The 16,311-nt window shown below is 69.7% G+C and carries 20 protein-coding genes; 10 read left to right on the top strand and 10 right to left on the bottom strand.

Going from position 1 to position 16,311, the window contains the following annotated elements:
- The first annotated feature begins 2 nt into the window (after positions 1-2).
- From ABGB21_RS23435 to ABGB21_RS23425, 3 genes are all read left to right on the top strand, one after another.
- The gene (locus tag ABGB21_RS23435; RefSeq protein ID WP_347657070.1) at positions 3-635 is read left to right on the top strand and encodes an isoprenylcysteine carboxylmethyltransferase family protein; all 633 of its coding nucleotides are present in this window, start codon (positions 3-5) and stop codon (positions 633-635) included.
- Positions 636-722: 87 nt separating this feature from the next.
- The gene (locus ABGB21_RS23430) at positions 723-1,559 is read left to right on the top strand and encodes an alpha/beta hydrolase (RefSeq protein WP_347657071.1); all 837 of its coding nucleotides are present in this window, start codon (positions 723-725) and stop codon (positions 1,557-1,559) included.
- Between the two features lie 9 nt (positions 1,560-1,568).
- Positions 1,569-2,420 carry a helix-turn-helix domain-containing protein gene (locus tag ABGB21_RS23425; protein WP_347657072.1) on the top strand — a complete coding sequence of 284 codons (852 nt, stop codon included), beginning with the start codon at positions 1,569-1,571 and terminating at the stop codon, positions 2,418-2,420.
- Here the strand turns inward: ABGB21_RS23425 and ABGB21_RS23420 are convergent.
- The 5 genes from ABGB21_RS23420 to ABGB21_RS23400 form a co-directional block, all read right to left on the bottom strand.
- On the bottom strand, positions 2,400-2,813 hold the full coding sequence (locus ABGB21_RS23420; RefSeq protein ID WP_347657073.1) for a hypothetical protein: 414 nt from the start codon (positions 2,811-2,813) through the stop codon (positions 2,400-2,402). The two genes, ABGB21_RS23425 and ABGB21_RS23420, sit on opposite strands and share 21 nt — an antisense overlap.
- An 80-nt stretch (positions 2,814-2,893) precedes the next feature.
- The gene (locus ABGB21_RS23415) at positions 2,894-3,580 is read right to left on the bottom strand and encodes a hypothetical protein (RefSeq protein ID WP_347679540.1); all 687 of its coding nucleotides are present in this window, start codon (positions 3,578-3,580) and stop codon (positions 2,894-2,896) included.
- A 92-nt stretch (positions 3,581-3,672) separates the two neighbouring features.
- Positions 3,673-4,263, bottom strand: coding sequence for a hypothetical protein (locus ABGB21_RS23410; RefSeq protein WP_347679538.1), 591 nt, complete (start codon positions 4,261-4,263; stop codon positions 3,673-3,675).
- Positions 4,264-4,436: 173 nt separating this feature from the next.
- Entirely contained in the window at positions 4,437-5,639 is a 1,203-nt protein-coding gene (locus tag ABGB21_RS23405) for a hypothetical protein (protein WP_347679536.1), read from the bottom strand.
- A 161-nt stretch (positions 5,640-5,800) separates the two neighbouring features.
- Positions 5,801-7,147, bottom strand: coding sequence for a S1 family peptidase (locus ABGB21_RS23400; RefSeq protein ID WP_347679534.1), 1,347 nt, complete (start codon positions 7,145-7,147; stop codon positions 5,801-5,803).
- 143 nt (positions 7,148-7,290) lie between these two features.
- Here ABGB21_RS23400 and ABGB21_RS23395 point away from each other — a divergent pair, with 143 nt between their 5' ends.
- Positions 7,291-8,538, top strand: a complete 1,248-nt coding sequence (locus tag ABGB21_RS23395; RefSeq protein WP_347657078.1) for an ATP-binding protein — start codon at positions 7,291-7,293, stop codon at positions 8,536-8,538.
- Entirely contained in the window at positions 8,535-9,233 is a 699-nt protein-coding gene (locus tag ABGB21_RS23390; RefSeq protein WP_347657079.1) for a LuxR C-terminal-related transcriptional regulator, read from the top strand. The genes ABGB21_RS23395 and ABGB21_RS23390 overlap by 4 nt, the downstream gene beginning before the upstream one ends.
- Positions 9,234-9,369: 136 nt before the next feature.
- On the opposite strand, the gene ABGB21_RS23385 is transcribed toward ABGB21_RS23390, so the two are convergent.
- Positions 9,370-10,194, bottom strand: coding sequence for a class I SAM-dependent methyltransferase (locus ABGB21_RS23385; protein ID WP_347679532.1), 825 nt, complete (start codon positions 10,192-10,194; stop codon positions 9,370-9,372).
- Between the two features lie 480 nt (positions 10,195-10,674).
- On the opposite strand from ABGB21_RS23385, the gene ABGB21_RS23380 reads away from it, so the two are divergent.
- Complete coding sequence (locus ABGB21_RS23380; RefSeq protein ID WP_347657081.1) at positions 10,675-11,202, top strand: hypothetical protein; 528 nt, start codon at positions 10,675-10,677, stop codon at positions 11,200-11,202.
- A 480-nt stretch (positions 11,203-11,682) separates the two neighbouring features.
- On the opposite strand, the gene ABGB21_RS23375 is transcribed toward ABGB21_RS23380, so the two are convergent.
- The gene (locus ABGB21_RS23375) at positions 11,683-11,988 is read right to left on the bottom strand and encodes a hypothetical protein (protein ID WP_347657082.1); all 306 of its coding nucleotides are present in this window, start codon (positions 11,986-11,988) and stop codon (positions 11,683-11,685) included.
- A 110-nt stretch (positions 11,989-12,098) separates the two neighbouring features.
- Here ABGB21_RS23375 and ABGB21_RS23370 point away from each other — a divergent pair, with 110 nt between their 5' ends.
- The 4 genes from ABGB21_RS23370 to ABGB21_RS23355 all read left to right on the top strand — a co-directional run bounded on the left by ABGB21_RS23370 (position 12,099) and on the right by ABGB21_RS23355 (position 14,363).
- The gene (locus ABGB21_RS23370) at positions 12,099-12,521 is read left to right on the top strand and encodes a hypothetical protein (protein WP_347657125.1); all 423 of its coding nucleotides are present in this window, start codon (positions 12,099-12,101) and stop codon (positions 12,519-12,521) included.
- Positions 12,522-12,534: 13 nt separating this feature from the next.
- Positions 12,535-12,981 (top strand): SitI3 family protein, encoded by a 447-nt coding sequence (locus ABGB21_RS23365; RefSeq protein ID WP_347657083.1) that lies wholly within the window; start codon positions 12,535-12,537, stop codon positions 12,979-12,981.
- A 108-nt stretch (positions 12,982-13,089) separates the two neighbouring features.
- A complete protein-coding gene (locus tag ABGB21_RS23360; protein WP_347657084.1) occupies positions 13,090-13,941 on the top strand; it encodes a TIGR03619 family F420-dependent LLM class oxidoreductase in 852 nt (283 codons plus the stop codon).
- The gene (locus tag ABGB21_RS23355) at positions 13,938-14,363 is read left to right on the top strand and encodes a nucleoside deaminase (protein ID WP_347657085.1); all 426 of its coding nucleotides are present in this window, start codon (positions 13,938-13,940) and stop codon (positions 14,361-14,363) included. Before ABGB21_RS23360 ends, ABGB21_RS23355 begins: the two co-directional genes overlap by 4 nt.
- Positions 14,364-14,378: 15 nt before the next feature.
- Here the strand turns inward: ABGB21_RS23355 and ABGB21_RS23350 are convergent, their stop codons facing one another.
- The 3 genes from ABGB21_RS23350 to ABGB21_RS23340 form a co-directional block, all read right to left on the bottom strand.
- Complete coding sequence (locus ABGB21_RS23350) at positions 14,379-14,828, bottom strand: hypothetical protein (protein ID WP_347657086.1); 450 nt, start codon at positions 14,826-14,828, stop codon at positions 14,379-14,381.
- Between the two features lie 105 nt (positions 14,829-14,933).
- On the bottom strand, positions 14,934-15,134 hold the full coding sequence (locus tag ABGB21_RS23345; protein ID WP_347657087.1) for a DUF397 domain-containing protein: 201 nt from the start codon (positions 15,132-15,134) through the stop codon (positions 14,934-14,936).
- The gene (locus ABGB21_RS23340; RefSeq protein WP_347657126.1) at positions 15,127-16,005 is read right to left on the bottom strand and encodes a helix-turn-helix transcriptional regulator; all 879 of its coding nucleotides are present in this window, start codon (positions 16,003-16,005) and stop codon (positions 15,127-15,129) included. The genes ABGB21_RS23345 and ABGB21_RS23340 overlap by 8 nt, the downstream gene beginning before the upstream one ends.
- Positions 16,006-16,311: the final 306 nt, after the last annotated feature.

Below are 16,311 nucleotides of genomic sequence, written 5' to 3'. Positions count from 1 at the left end.
CGATGGCCGCGATCGCACTACTGATCTATCTGCTCGCCCTCGGACTGGCGTTCGGGTGGCGCAGCCTCGCACAGTGGCGCCGCACCGGCGACACCGGACTCCGGCTGGACGCCGGACCGGTCGGCACGCTGCGCTGGTGGGCCAAGCTGCTGTTCGTCGCCGCGCTGCTGCTCGGCACGGCCGGCCCGGTTGCCGCGCTCGCCGGCATGAACCCGGCCGCCGTCGTCGTCGACCGGACCGCGATGTGGATCAGCGGACTGGTGCTCGCCGTCGCCGGAGTGATCGCCGTCCTCGCCGCCCAGACGGGCATGGGCACCTCGTGGCGGGTCGGGGTCGACCCTGGCGAACGTACCGACCTGGTCACCGGCGGAGCGTTCGCGGTGGCCCGCAACCCGATCTTCACCGCGATGATCGTGACGAGCCTCGGCCTGACCCTGATGGTGCCGAACCCGATCTCCCTCGCCGCCACAGTGGTCCTGGCCGTGTCGATCCAGTTGCAGGTCCGCGCGGTGGAGGAGCCGTACCTCGCCCGTGTGCACGGCGCTGCCTACGCCGCCTATGCCTCGCGGGTGGGCCGGTTCCTGCCCGGCATCGGCCGCCTCACCGGACCCGTCGAGGCCGCGGACCACCGATAGCAGCCGACATCAGGACCTGATTTTGGATCGGGGTACGCCGACATTTGTCCAAGACCGGTGGCGGCAGGCCCCCGCACCATCGGGGGCATGAACGTCGACGACGTCGAGTCTCCGCAGGGTCTGCACGTGGTCCACGACGGTTCCCGGCAGGCACCGCCGCTGCTGCTCGTCCACGGTTCCGGGTTCTCGGGAAACTCCTGGCACCCGATGGTTCCGGCGCTCGCCGGTCACCACCACGTCATCCGGGTCGACCTCCCCGGCTGCGGCAAGTCCCCGCCCGCGCCGTCGTACGCGGTGCACGCACAGGCGGGTCGGGTGGCCGCACTGCTCGACGACCTCGGCCTGCGGCGGGTCGCCGTGGCCGGACACTCAAGCGGCGGCTACGTCGCCACCGCGCTCGCCGAACAGCGCCCCGACCTGGTCGGATCACTCGTCCTGGTCAGCACCGGCCCGAGCCCCGACGCGCTGCTTCCCCAGCCGGCCCTGCTCCGGGTCCTGCTCGCCCCACCCCTCGGGCCGCTGCTCTGGCGACGGCGGACGGACAAGATGATCCGCCGGGGGATCGGCCTGACCTGCGTACGCCCGGTGGAGGTCCCGGACGACCTGGTCGCCGACCTGCAACGGACCACGTACCGCGCGACGAGGGGAGTACTGCGGGCCAACAGCGCCTATCTCGCCGAGCGGAGTGTGCCGGAGCGGCTCACCGCCGTCGCCGTGCCCGTACTGGTGATCTTCGGCGCCGCCGACCCGCGCTGGGATCCGGCGTCGGCCCGTCGGTACGACGCGGCGCCGACCGCCCGGGTCGAGATGCTGCCCGGCGTCGGACACCTTCCGATGCTCGAAGTGCCCGACGCGACCAGCGAGGTCCTGCTGAACTTCACGGCGCCGACGGCGAACACCCCGCCCGACAACCGTCGCGCCTAGACTCGGCCCGTGGTGTCGACCGGGACATCGCCCGACTGGGCATCGGTGGAGATCGCGGTCCCGCGCTCGCCGCGACCGCTGCCGGGAATCAGCATGGCCGGCTTCCACCAGCGGGTTCCCGGGCCCGTCGACATCGCGATGGTCGCGCACCCGGCCGTCACCCTGCTCGTCGACCTGAGCGGAGGCGGGTGCCTCGCCTACCGGGCCGGTGGCCGCCGCGAACACGGCAGTGTGGTCATCGGGCTCGCTCCCGGCGACCTGCGGGCCAGCGGCTCCGGAGTCGGCGAGTGCCTCCAGATCCGGCTGGAACCGGTTGCGGCGGCGACGGTGTTCGGAGCCTCGGCCGAGCTCGGTGGGGCACTCGTGGCCTTGGACCAGTTGTGGGGCCGGCACGCTGGCCAGGTCGAGGAGCGGCTGAGCGCCGCGACGTCCTGGGCGGAACGCTTCACCATTGCCGGGAAGATGCTCGGTCGACGCTGGGAGACCCGCCGGCCCGTCGACCCGGAGGTGGCCCAGGTCTGGCGCCGCACGCTCGCCAGCCGGGGACGGGCCCGGGTCGAGGCTCTGGCGGACGAGGTCGGTTGGAGCCGTAAGCGCCTGTGGTCCCGGTTCCGGTCCCAACTCGGGATCACCCCCAAGGGCGCCGCCCGACTGGTCAGGTTCGACCACGCCGCGCACCTGCTGGTCGCCGGGCACGACGTCGCCCGCGTCGCCGCCGAGAGCGGGTACGCCGACCAGTCCCACCTACACCGCGACGTCAGGGCGTACGCCGGGACCACGCCGACGGCCCTGGCCGTCGCGCCGTGGCTCGCGATCGACGACGTCGCCTGGCCCGGCTCGTCACCGGCCCTCCGCCCGTAGCTCGTCGATCAACGCCACGATCGCCGGATCGGCCGGTGCGCGTACGTCCGCGGGCCGAATTACCTCGTCGCCCTGCGGATCGTAGATCGTGAGTTCGTGGCGCTGGGCGAGTTCGTCGATCAGCCCCAGTGCCGGCGAGCCGTGTTCGCCGTAGCTCAGGTGCATGCTGACGTGGTCGATGCCGACCGCCAAGGGCGTCATCATCCACGGTGAGTCGGGATCGTGGGGTGGGACGTCGGGGAAGCAGGCGCGGAGGTCCTCGTAGAATCCGACGACACGTGCGTCCAACTCGCCGTCCGGGTGATCCGGGCTGGTGCAGCGGTCCGCCATGGTGCGTATGTCGGCGTCCGTCGCGGTCGGCTCGACAGCGATTACCACGACATGGAAACTCATGGCCGCATGGTGCGTCATCGGGAGCGACCCGTCGAGCCTCTCCGGACCCGGGCAGGTAGCCGACGGTGCCCGGGCCGCTCCTACTGTCGACTCTCCAGGTGTTGCGCGACCCGGAGCAGCGGACCGACCAACGCGGGAATGTGTTCCGGCATGTCGATCACACCCGGACGGTAGCTGAGCAGCTCGGGACCGTAGACACTCCAGGACGGCACGGTGCCGGCGAGATGTTCGTCGATCAGCGCCGGCCCGATGAGCCGGGAGATCGTACCGGGATCGCCGCCACGGACCCGGTACCGTCGGTCGAACCCGTCGTGCCCGGTGGCCTTCCCACCACCGGTCAGCCGCTGCCCCAGTCGGGACATCGGCGGCCGAGGCTCGACCGTGAGCCCCGGATAGGCGCGCGTCAGCCGTACGACGACAACGGTGAACGAGTGCGTCTGGGTCGTCTGCGTGGTGCTGGTGCCACCCTGACCGTCCGATGTCGTGGTCGTCTGTGTCTCGGTGTAGGAGTACTCCGCGACACTGACCGGCCGACCAGCCACGACCGCCGAGACCGCCAGCGACACCCCACGAGGGTTGCCGCCCGGAAGTCGTCGCCCCCAGTCCACCGCCGGGTACGGCGTGATCGTCCAACCGTGCTGGTGGGCCCACCGCGTCAACCGGTCGCGCCGCTTCCGCTCGCGCTTCGCGGTCGACACCATGGCCACAACAAACAGGACGGTCACTCCGAGGCAGGCGATACCGACGAACAACGGCAGATGATCCACGTCCGTTACTACCTCCCGGTGAGGCCGGGTTCCGCCTCGGTCAGGTCATGACGGCGGTCGGTCAGATCGCTGGTGATGGCACGTGCAGCCGATCAGCGTGCCCAGTCAGGGCCGGACGGGCAGAGCGCACAACCGATGCCACGGTGTAGCACGGCCTCTTCGTGCGGCACATGGTGCGCCTGACGGCGGGCACAGACCACTCCTCGGGTGCATTCGTCGTTCAGTTCGTGGACGACGACCGTGCCTGAACAGACCTTTGAGGCTCGACCTGTCGGGCCGGGCGGAACCTGCGGCGACGAGGCCGCCGGCGACGCGCGGAGTGGTGGCGGCTCGAAGTCGTCGGGAGCTGCCGCGTACCGACGATGGAAGGCTCGTTCGAGCCCGTTCTCCAGGCCGAAAAAGGCGTGGTTGAGCCGCCGCTCCCGCCCGTCGTCGAAGTCCGCGTCGGTGAGCCGCCGGGTCAACTCGGCGAGGTCGGTCAGACCGAGATAGTCGAACGCGTCCGCGGCACGGAGGATCTCTTCGGGGGTGCACGTATCGGCCACGGCCGAGGTGCCGCTGCCCATGATCCGGCCGTACGGCTTGGCCATCGCGTGCAGGTGCCGGTCGCCGACGCCACGCCCCGGCTGGTCGCTCAGCGCGCGGTTCCAGACGAGGTCGGCCGGGGTGAGAACGCTCGCCATAATGCCGAACCTAGCCGACATCCACCAGCTGCTTATGCCGGGACAACGCACGATGCCGCAGGACGGCGTCGGGTGTGACAAGGTCGAGCACCCCGCCGTGGTCACCGGACAGTGCCGCGAGCACTCCGACAGCCCGTCACTCCCGGGCGCCCCGGTTCCGTCTCCACCCGCGCTCAGGGCTGAGCGTACGGGGAACCGACGATCCGCAGGTCGTTCACACTGTAGGCGGGCTCCCGGGGGTACAGCATGGTCTCCGCATGGTCGGTGCGGTACCGGGACAGCGCCGACGCGCTCACCGCGGTGTCGACCAGGGTGAGCTGACGGAGGTCGTACCGCGCGAGGACGGGGAGGACCGCATCGCTGACGGGTGTCCCGCGCAGGTCCAGCGACCCGAGCCGCGTGACACCCTCGAGCAGCGCCACGACCTGCTGGTCGGCGTCGTGGCCGAGCCGGATCCGCAGGTGGTCGAGCTCGGTAGGGAGCCGTGCCGAGCCGGCGATCGCCGGGGCGACGAGCTCCACGTTCCGCACCGACGGGCCGAAGGCGCCGTCCAACCACAACGTCTCGGCCGCGGCGAGGTCGACGCGGGTCAGGCCCGGGGCGACCTCGGCGATCGCGGCCTGGCCCCAGGGGCGCGGCGGCAGGCCGGTGACGGTCAACTCCGTCAGGGTGTCGAGCCGGTCGGCCGGACTGACCTGGAACTCGCTCGGCGTCGCGAGGTGCAGGCGCAGGAGCCGAAGTTTCGGAAAACGGGCGAACGTCGACAGCGCTCCGACGCCCGACCTGCACCGGCCGCACTCGACGATCTCGGCATGGGGCAGCGGCGGCAGCGCGTCATGGTCGTACCCGTCGCCCGCTACGGTCACCGACCAGATCCGGTCGGCGACGCTCGCCAGGTGCCGGAGGTCCTCGCTGTCACCGCACTCGGTACGGGTGTGGAGGCTGAACGGGCTGCCGTCGTGGACCGGAGGCAGCGCCGGACCCAGGACGTGGAATGGGGGTACGCCCTCCCGGATGTGGTAGAGCCGCGACTCGTCGTCGGTGAACCGTCCACAGCAGACCAGCTCGATGATGGTCGCCGTGCCAGTCTCGCCGACGACCGCGACGTTCACCCACTCGGGCACCCGACCGTCACGCCACAACTCGTCCACGACCGTTCCGGCGTCACACCGCCACAACGCGTTCCGGCGGTCAGGCTCACTGTCCTGCGGATAGCGGACCTCGCCGGGACGTGGCGGATGCCCGTCGTACGACTGGTTCAGTCGTACCCGGAACACCAGGGGTGCCGGCAGCCGCTCGACCACCAGCGTCTGCGCGAAGCTCCGGGCAGCCTCGGCCGACTCCGCCAACCGAGCGGCGAACAAGTCTCGATCCATCCGGTCAACCTAACCACCGCTGGGACCTGCGAGCTGCCTCACGAGGTCCGGATGGCGAGGACCTCCGGCGTCGGCGGTGCCGGGGGCAACCGTCACCGCTGCCGGTGGGCCGTGGAGGCACACCGGGTGTCCGGGACACCCGGTGTGCTGATCCGCCTCTGTTAGTTCTGCAGTACGGTAGCGTCGAGGTGACGGCTCACCCGACCGATCCGGGTGAGGTAGCTTTCCACGTTGTTCCAGGCGCCGGTGTGGCCGCCCCGGGCGGTGTTGCCGAAGAACCACGGGCCGCCGCTGTCGCCACCGGCCGAGATGTCGGCGTCGGTGATGTCCAGGCCGCACCACCGGTCGCCGTTGGTGAACGTCTGGCAGGTGTCGGTGTCGGCGATGTAGGAGCAGCGGTATCCGCTGGTGCGGCCCCAGTGACAGACGGCCGAGTTCATCGGCGCGTTGGCGACGGCTGTCACCGTCCGGTCGCCGCCCGCCTGCCGGTTGGTCGCCCGGAACTGCTTGTTCGTCGAGTGACCGTTCCCGGTCAGCGTCCGGTGGAACTGGAAGTCGATCGCGCTGTTCGACGTCTGGGTCGGGCTGGTAGTGATGATCCCCGTGGCGTTGCCGTACCGGAGGGCGTTGGCGCAGTGCCGCGCGGTCAGCACACCCCGGGTGCCGTTGCGGACCGCGGTGAAACCGGCGGTGCATTCGGCGTCGCCGTTGGCCAGGTTGAGGTCCCGTCCGCCTTCGACGGTGCGTTCGGTGACCGCGTCCCGGTCAGGGTCGAGTTCGAGCACCACGTCGATCGGAAGCTGTCCTCCGACGGTGCCCGCGGTCAACGCCTGCTCGAAGATCGAGCTGAGCGCGCTCAGCCGCGACGATCCCTCGACGGGCGCGTACTGGAGGCGCATGACGCGTCGCTCGGGGTCGTAGCGGGTGCCCGCGGACCGGATGACGTCGGAGCGCGCCGCAAGGGACGTGGTGAGCGCGTAGGCCAGGTTGGCCAGCTCCGCAGAGCTTGCCGGCGCGCCGTACTGCACCTCGGTGTTCACCGGCAGACGTTCGAGTTCGGCAACGACGTCGGCGTCCGGCTTCGCGGTGAACTGGATCCAGTTGCTGCCCGCGCTGTCCGGAGCAGCCAGGCCAGCCCGGACGAACGTGTCCGGCCTCGTCTCCTCCAGTTCCGTGACGTAGGCACTGAACTCGTGGATGCCCTGGTGGGCCGCGACGACGGCGGACAGGTCCCGCCCGCTCTCCTTGGCGTACGTGGCCAGGTCCTGCATCGACGCGTCGTCGAGAGCCTGTGCGGACAGACCCGTCCCGGTCACCCGGAACGTGCCCGCCGAGGCCGGCACGGTCCGCACCGGTACGGACGCCTGGACGACGGTTCCCGCGCCGCTGGTGTCGAAGCCGTTGGTGTCGAAGCCGGATAGGGCTGCCTGGGTGGGCGCTGCCGCCACGACCAGCGTCAGGCTGACGGTGACCGTCAGCGCGGTGGACAGGGGGAGAACTCGCCGCATCCGTGGTGTCCTTTCGGAGAAAACTGGTGATTTCCAGCTCGGTGCACTGAAGTACGCTGATCATTGCGTTTCGCGGATCGGCTGTGACCCAACGAATCCGCGAACTTCTGTCGGCCTGGACCGCCGTCCACCTGAGGAGGGCCATGAGCGGCCGGATCGGGCTGTGGCGCGTCACGGAGCTGCCGACGACCAGAGCCGGTGTCGAGCGGGCGTTCTCGTACTTCATCGCGGGTGTCCGCCTGGGCACGGTGGCGCAGATGGCCCCGGCGGTGCACCTCGGCGCGGCGACGTCACCGCACGATGTCGCCTATCTCGCGTGCTGGGCTGCCGCGGCATGCGCGTCCGTCGCGGTCAGCGTGGTGGCGCTGGTGCGCCGCCGCCCGCTGGGCACGGCGGCTTCCGTAGCGGACTTCGCGCTCGCCTGCGGCCTGCTCGTGCTCGGGCCGCTGGTGCTCGCACCGGGGGTACGCCTTGGTACCTGGGTCGCCTACCAGCCGGGCTACGCGCTGTCGGTCATCCTCACGGCCAGCGGTGTCCGCAGCCGTACCCTCTGCGTGGGTGGCCTCGTCGGCATCGTCGTCTGCTACGTGGTGTTCCTTCGCGGCGAGGTCGGGGAGGACATGACCTCGACCGCGGTCGGCAACATCCTCACCTACGTCGTGTATTCGCTGGTCGCGCGAATGCTCTTCGGATACACGCGTCGCATCGCGTCCGACGCCGACGCCTCGCGTGCCCGCGCAGCGGAGCTGGCCCGGCGTGAGGAGGAAAGACGTGCCCAGGTGATGATGCACAACGGCGTCGCCCTGATGCGCCTGCTGACCGAACCGGGGACCGACGCCGCACGCTCCCGGCTCATCGACCAGGCGGAGGTGGAACTGCGGCGCATGCGCTCCTACCTGCGTGGCCAGGCGCCGGAGGAAGACCGGGCCGCCGGCTATCCGGCGGTCGGCTCCGGCTCGCCGGTGATGCTCGCCCCCATGATCGGGCGGGTGTGTGACCGGTTCGCCGACCTGCACGTCGACACACTGCTCGACCTCGGCGCCGAGCTGGAACTTCCCGCCGCGCAGGCCGAGGCTGTCGAACGCGCGCTCGAGAGCCTGCTGCTCAACGTACGCGTGCACGCCCGGGCGGACACCGTCGTGGTCCACCTCGACCAGGGCGGGGACGGGAGCTGGACGTTGACCGTGCGCGACGACGGCGTCGGGTTCGACTCGTCGTCGGTGACGGCCGGGGTCGGCCTGCGCCAGGTTGTCGTGGGCGAACTGCGGCTGCGGGGACTCGACGTCGAAGTCGAGTCAACAGTGGGGGAGGGGACGACGGTGACGATCTCGTCCGGTCTCGGGCCGGCCAGCGTTTCCCCGGACCGGGACGCCTCCGTGGACGCGGCATGAGGCGCCCGGTGGCGGTCGTCGACGACGCGTCGCTGATCCGCGAGTCGATCGGCCTGCTCATGCCCGGCCTCGACGTCGTCGTCGCCGTCGCGACCGTGGAGGAACTGCTGCGCCGTCGCCCGGTGGTGGAGGTGGTCCTGCTCGACCTGCACCTGGCGAACCTCGAACAGCAGCCTGACGTCCGGCAGGGCATCGCCGCGATCCGTGCGCTGACCGGTCGCGGCTACCGGGTCTGCGTCTACAGTCAGGAGGAGCGCCGGTTCGTCCTCGCGGCCTGCATCGCGGCGGGTGCGAGCGGCGTCGTCTCCAAGGCGCTGCCGACCGGCCGGGCCGAGCAACTCCTCCTCGAGGTCGCCGCCGGCGGCACGGTAGTGCCGCAGCCGGTTGTCGGGATACTCGAGGTCCTGGTCCGGCGCGACTGCATCACCCTGCTCAGTGAGCGTCAGCGTCAGCTCCTCCACGGCCGTGCCCGCGGTTTGAGCTACGCCCAGATCGCCAGGCAACTGTTCGTGAGCGAGTCCACGCTGCGTGGCTACTGGCTCGACCTGACCCGGTCGTTGTCCGACTCCCTGCGTAGCCTCACCGCCGGCGAGATCGAACGCGCTCTCGGGCTCGCGCCGGGAGATCTTCTGGAATTCTGGTCCGAAGACGCGGCGGACGCGCGGGACTGGTGGCGCGTCGATACGGGCAGGTGAGTCGATCTGACCGGGCCGCGCCGCAGCCCTTCCCGGACGACCGCGATGACGGTCGTGGCTCGGACGAGAACCGCGCCGGTGTCGTGGTCGAAGCCGGTGATCAGGTCGGCGTCGTGGTCCCAGTGCGTCTGTCCGGTCACGAAGACCCGCCACGACGGCCCGCAGCGGAGGGGCTCTCCGCGCACCACCGCTCGTCGCACCGGCGCGCGAGATGGACGGTGAGGTCGGCGACCACCTCGACCGTCGTCGGCAGGACCCGTCTGATCGCGTCGAACACCTGCTCCTGGTGTGGGCTCGGCAACTCGAGGTAGGCCGAGACGGTCGTCAGGTAGCCGACATAGTCGTCGGCGTCCATCGTCAGCCGGCGTTCGAGCACGGACTGCCGTACGTCGACGAACCATGTCGAGCGTCGAAGCTCCGTACCTGGCCACTGCAGGTCCTGATCCGGTGGCGTGCCGTCGGGGGACGGGATCTCGTCGCTGGCCAGGAACGGCGCCCGGGCCACGCGTACGGCCTCCCGCACCGCCGGGTCAGCCAGTTGCAGTGCTCCACCACACGAGGCGAAGGTCCCGCCCGGCGCCACCAACGCGGCCATCCGCGACCACCGCCGCTCCGGTTCTGTCCAGTGCAGCGCCGCCGCCGCGTAGACCAGGTCGTAGCTCTCGTCGGCTCGGACGTCCTCGAACGCGGCCTGCACGGTCCTGACGTCGGCCGGCACGTGTTTCCTCAGCTCGGCGAGCATGGCCCCGTCCGGGTCGGTGGCGGTGACCGCGATCCCTCGCTCGGCGAACAGCCTGGTTGCCTTTCCTGTCCCGGCGCCGATCTCGAGGGCGGTCCGCACCGGCCTACCCGCGTACGTGAGCACCAGGTCGGCAAGTTCCACCGGATACCCGGGCCGGAACCGCTCGTACGCCTCCGCTACGGCCCCGAAACTCGTCGCCCGACCGGACATGCCGAGCATCCTGACACGATCCACGCCGCCGACGGACGGGTTTTTGCAGGTCCTCCGACCGCCTCACGGTCGCCGGTCCGGACGGCGGTCGGGTGGTTCGGCGCCATCCAACCTGGTCACCGTGATCGACTGTGCTGGTGGGACGGCTTCCGTCGCCACGACTCGTTGTCGAGGCGGGTTCCCCGCCTCGCCGGATGGGGAATTGATCGTGGATTTCAGTGCGCGGGTGCGGTCGGCCTTCCGGCGGGGTAAGACCGACGCGGCGGCGCGGATGAGCGAGGCCGAGATCGAGCGGGCACAGGCGGCCGGCGACCCGGGCGGGCGAGGTCGAGGCCAGGTACGCCCTGGCCCGGGTCGCCGTTCGTCGTGGTGACCTGCCCGGCGGGGCGGCCCGGGCCCGGGAGCCGTACCGGGAGAGCGTTCTGGCCGCCCCAGCACTTCCGCCATGGGAATCCATTCAACGGCACCGCCCGGGTACCGTCGTCTCCCGTGACCCTCTACTGGGACCCGACGACAGCGATGCGGCCCGAGCAGCGGGTCGGCTTTGACGGCAGGTGGGAGGAATTGCTCTGGCTGAACGTGCCCGGCCCCTTCTGGACGGGACAGACCGACAACTGCTGGACCGGACGGCTGCACGCACCCAGCAACGTCTTGTACGGCGGCGAGTACGTCACCGAGTTCGTCTTCCGGCAGCCCCGGACACCAGCCGAGGTCAACGCCCTCCTGGACGCTGCCTGGGAGGACCCGTACGGAGGTTACGGCTGCGACGGCGACGACCGCTGGACTCCCGCCACCGTCCGCGCCTGGTGGCGCGAACGTGGCCGGGTGCGCGAGCATCTCGACGATCTGCTTCCGCGTTGGAGCGCTGGTCGCGCCGAGGAGCAGGAGGCGGCCGAGGGGCTGCGTGACTTCCGCTCCTATCTCGCTGGACCTTTGGCGACCGATCTGCGGCGCTATTTGTTCTGGCTCGAGGAACGCCGCTCGCCCACCCCCGTCGACGTGTTACCTGATCTCTGAGCCTTCACGAACCGTCCAGGCTGATGGAGCTTCCGTTGTCGCCTCCCGCCCGACGCGACCGGCGCGAAGAGGACCTGCGGAGACGTGGTCGCGGCGTCGGCCCAAGCCTGGCTGGCTGGTCTACCCGCGTACCAGCCGGATCCGCCACCACTGACGGACGCCACGGGTTCGGTATCGTGAGTCGAGCCCAGGCGGGACGGCCGCGAAAGGACCTAGGCCGCGATGCCGCACATCGACAGCGCTGCCAGTGACCTACGCGTGCTCGTCGCCGGCCTCGACAGGGCAAGGGCAATCGTCGCGGCCGCCGACGACGAAGCCCGGAGGATAACCACCAGCGCTCTCGGGGGTGGCCTTACCGCCGTCGCTGCCGGCATGTCCCGGGTACGTGACGCCGTCAACGAGGTTCGGGCACAGGTCGACACGGTCGTCAACGCGGTCGATGAGACAGTCCTGTCCGTGACCGCCGCACAAACCGAGGCGTCACCGCAGGCGGTGATTGCCGTCCTGGCCTCCGCGCTGCACAGGATCGACGCCGTACAGATCGGGATCACCAAAACGCTCGGCAGCACCCACGACGTGTCCGGGCTTGTGACCCGGATTCTCCAGGGCGGCGACCCCACGACGATGATGTCGGTGCTCGGCGACCTCAAAGAGGTCCTCCTTGTGGCGCGGCAGCGGGCGGGACAGGCCAGAGAACACCTTCGGGTAGCCGTCAACGCGGCGCGAGAAGTCGGTCGACCGGGAAATCGGCCGGGGCTGGCGGTTCCGGACCGACCAGCCCCTCACCAGCCCAGGGTGCGGATGCGGATCCGAGTCGTTCCGAAGGGGGTGATGTGCCCTGGGCCCGCCGAGCCACCGGCGTTCCAGGTGGTACGCCGACCGGACCCCGTACCCGGATCGCGGCCAACGAGCAGCCCAGAGAACGCCGGTCGCTGGAGTTGGAAAACCAGTGTGCCGACACGATCGCCGGGCAAGGCTACCGGGTCCACCAGAATCCCACCAGGCGTGAGGTCGCCGAAGCGCGTGGCATCACCGGCGATGCCGGCGACCCGCAGAGGGCGCCCGATTACCTGATCGAGGGGCACGTTTTCGACTGCTACTCGCCGACACCGCCGGTTTCGCCGCGCGCTGTGTGGAATGCGGTCTCGAAGAAGGTCAGCAGCGCCCAGACACAGCGGGTGGTGCTGAACCTTCACGACTGGCGCGGCGACCTCGACGATCTTCGGCGACAGTTCGACACCTGGCCCGTGCCAGGGCTCAAGGAACTGGTGGCGGTCACACCATCCGGCAAGATTGTGCAGGTCGTCCGGCAGGACTGAGAAGAGGTCTGGCATGTCCATCCACTACCGGCTGACCCTGGCCGGCGACATCCCACTGGAACGGGTGGCCCAACTGATCCCCGCCGAAGCCACCGAGGTTCCTGCCCCGGGCGGCGACCGGGTGCTCAGCGCAGACCTGGACGACGAGTACGGCTATGTCCTCACCCTCACGTCTGGCGTACACGGCTACTACGAGGCGGAAGCCGACGGCATCATGTGGCAGTGGGAGCCCGAGACGTACGTCGACGTCACCTTCCACATGAACAAGGACCTGCTCACCGACCTGGGCAGGCCTCGGATGCTGAGGAATGTCGCCGAGATCCTCGCCAGCACGACCGAGGACGCGGCCCTGATTCTCGATGACAACTGGTTACTGCTGACCCGCAGCGGGGGCAGGCTCCAGAAGCACAACACCGCCGACTGGGACGACGGGGAGCTTTTCGACAGTCGCTCGGACTGACACGGACATCGTTCGGTGTCGTGGGGTGATGGCGCAGGATCGGTGCTGTTCTCCGGGCCGGGGACAGGAGGTTCACGGGCGACCGCCGCCGTCGCTAGCGTAGGTGCCGTGCAGATTGGTGTGAACGTACCGAACTTCGCCCCGGGCACCGACCCCGAGACGCTGCGACGGTGGGCGCAGACGGTCGAGGACCTCGGCTTCGACCTGCTGATGGTCTCCGACCACATCGCGGTGACCCCGGACGTGGCCGAGCAGTATCCGGCGCCGTTCTACGAGCCGTTCACCACGCTGTCCTGGCTGGCCGGGGTGACCCGCCGGGTTCGACTGGGCACCACGGTGCTCATCGTGCCGTACCGGCATCCGCTGCTCACCGCCCGGATGGCCGCGAACCTCAACCGGCTCAGCGGCGGCCGGCTCGTCCTCGGTGTCGGCGTCGGCTGGGCCCGGCAGGAGTTCGAGGCGCTCGGTGTGCCGTTCCGGCGACGTGGCGCGCTGACCGACGAGTACCTGCGAGCGATGCGCGACGCCTGGCGGAACACCGACGACTACGACACCGCGCCGATCCCGATCTGGGTCGGCGGCAACAGCGAGGCAGGCATCCGTCGCGCGGTGCTGCTCGGTGACGCCTGGCACCCGCTGCGGTTCACACCAGGATGGCTGGCGGACGCGGCCGGGCGGCTGAAGGCCACCGCCGACGAACTGGGCCGTCCGGCGCCCGCGCTGATGCCCCGCATCGCACTGCGGGAGACCCGTGAACCGGTCACCGACCCGGACCGGCTCGCCGGGGTCGGCACCATCCACCAGATCGTCGCTGACCTCGAACAGCTGCGGCTGCTCGGCGCGGAGACGGTGGTGCTCGACCCGTTCAACGGTGACCTGACCGAGATCCGCCAGCCCGAACGCGCCTGGCAGACCCTTGCGGCCGTGGCCGCGTACCACAATTCCCAGGAGGACCGATGAAGCCCGACGACGAGAAGTTCCTCCGCCGTGCTGTGGAGATCGCCGGCGAAGCCGGAGTGCTGGGCGAGCGCCCGTTCGGCTCGTTGCTGGTCGGCGCGGACGGCACCGTCCTGGTCGAGGACCACAACACCGTGGTCTCCGACAGGGACATCACCGCTCACCCGGAACTGAAGCTGGCCCGCTGGGCCGCCCGGGAGCTCACGCCCGACGTGGCGGCGACCACCACCATGTTCACCAGCTGCGAGCCCTGCCCGATGTGCGCGACCGCCATCGCCCGGTCCGGCCTTGGCCGGGTGGTGTACGCGTTGTCCGCCGAGCAGTTCGAGGAGGTCAAGCCGGCCACCCCGCCGCTGCCCCCGGTGCGGTACGAGGGGCCGGCGCTGTTCGCTGAGGCGCGCCAGCCGATCGACGACTATTACTAGGAGTGCGCCCCGGTCTCAGGCCGACGTGTCCGCTGACGGTGTCGGGCTGGCGAAGATCCAGGTCTCCCACTCCTCGCTCGACACGTAGGTGCTGGCCCGGCCATCGGGGGAAAGGGCGACGAAACCCCCTGCCTCCTCCGGCAGCCGCACCGCACTGGCCCGTGGTCGTGGGTCGCCGACCCTGACCCGCAGCCAGGGGAGCTGTCCGGCACCCTCGACGGCGAGCAGCATCGTGCCGTCCGCGCCGAGCGTGCCGTTATGAACGCACAGTCGCCACCACTCGTTGTCCACCCGAACGTCGGCGTCCGGATCGGCGTACGGGATGCGGACCGTTGGCGTGGCCGAGACCAGGATGAACGGCTGCCATACGGCCATCGGCGTCGGCAAGCCCGGCATTTCCAGGAAGTCGTCGACGGTGAAGCCTGCGTCGGCGACCGCCTTCCGCACGCTCTGCGGGTCGACCATGTCGGGACCCTACCTGCTGGTTCTCCGTCGAGACTGCTGGGCGTGCTCGTTATGGCGTACGCCTCCGGGTCAGTCCGGGGGCGTACGCCATGAGTGAGGGGCCGGTCATTGGGGGAGGACGCCGGTCTTGACGGCGGTGACGAAGGCGGACCAGTCGGCGGGGGCGAAGGCGAGGACGGGTCCCGTCGGGTCCTTGCTGTCGCGCAGCCCGACGAGACCAGGCAGGTTGTCGGCGACCTCGACGCAGTTGCCGGCGTTGTTGCTACGGGTCGACTTGCGCCAGGTGGCGTCGGCCAGGCTAGGCACGGGAGTACTCCTCTGCGATTTCTTTGATCATGCTCTTCGACCGGGATTCGGTGAGGGCACGTCGGGTCATGTCGGCCCAGATGAAGTTGTACGCCTCGGTTTCGTGCGGCTTGTCGAGGTAGACCGCACCGGTGACCGATTCCAGGTAGGCGACCGTCGGCTCCACCTCCTTGCCCCTCTCGTCCCGGTCGAAGTCTAAGATCGAAAACGCTCCGGTCATCGCTCCGGCGTGCAGCCCGGCAGAAAATGGCAGAACTTTGATGGTGACGTTCGGTAGTTCTGTTGCCTTGCCGAGCTGGTGAAGCTGCTCGGCCATGATCGCGGGATTACCGACCGGTCGCCGCAGCATCGCCTCGTTCATTATTACGTTCAGTTGCGGTGGGTTGAAGCGGGTGAGCAGTGCCTGGCGACGGCTGCGAAGCTCGATGAGGCGCTCCCGCTCCTCGTGATCATCGGGGCTGATGGCACCGCCGGGCATCCGGAAGATCTCCTCGGCATAGCGGCGGGTCTGGAGCAGCCCGGGTACCAGTTCCGCCGCGTACTCCCGGATCGTGGCGGCGGACGTCTCGAGTCCGATGTAGAGCTGAAACCAGCGCGGCATGCCCGACCCGAGCCAGTCGTGCCACCAACTCTTCTTCTCTCGGGTGGCGGCGGTCATCGCGAGGAGCAGCTCCCGCTGCTCGTCGGAGGCGCCGTAGAGCTGGAGCATCTGCTCGACGTCCGCCTGCCGAAAGCGGACGCTCTCCGCACCGTTTTCGATCCGGTGCAGGGTCACGCGGGCCCGGTCGAGCTGGACCGCCGCCTGGTCCATGGTGATGCCCGCTGCCCGCCGGAGCGCGGCGAACTTCCGACCGATCTGGCGCCGGAGCATCGTCGAGGCGACTACTGGCTGTGACACCGGCTGGCTCCCGTCCTGGGTTTCCTGGTCAGTGGTCCGTCCAAATCAAATAGCCATTGTCTAACCGCGAATAGACACGTGACAGAGTGTACTGACGTTGAGAGATCATCGGCAATAAGTGTCTCTGATGAAACATTGCATTTCCCGTGGGTCAATGAGGTGATCTCAGCAAGGATCCGGGGGCGGTTCGGGATGACACGGGCGTACCGTCCATAGCGGACAGCTTTTGATAAGGACGTGGAGCCATCGGTAGACAGGTTCTTGCGACGGAATCGGTCT

The sequence above is a fragment of the Plantactinospora sp. B24E8 genome, assembly GCF_039871735.1.
In the GTDB taxonomy this organism is placed as follows: Bacteria; Actinomycetota; Actinomycetes; order Mycobacteriales; family Micromonosporaceae; genus Plantactinospora.
Note: the sequence above shows the minus strand (reverse complement) of the source record. Positions and strands in the feature narration are given on the sequence as shown.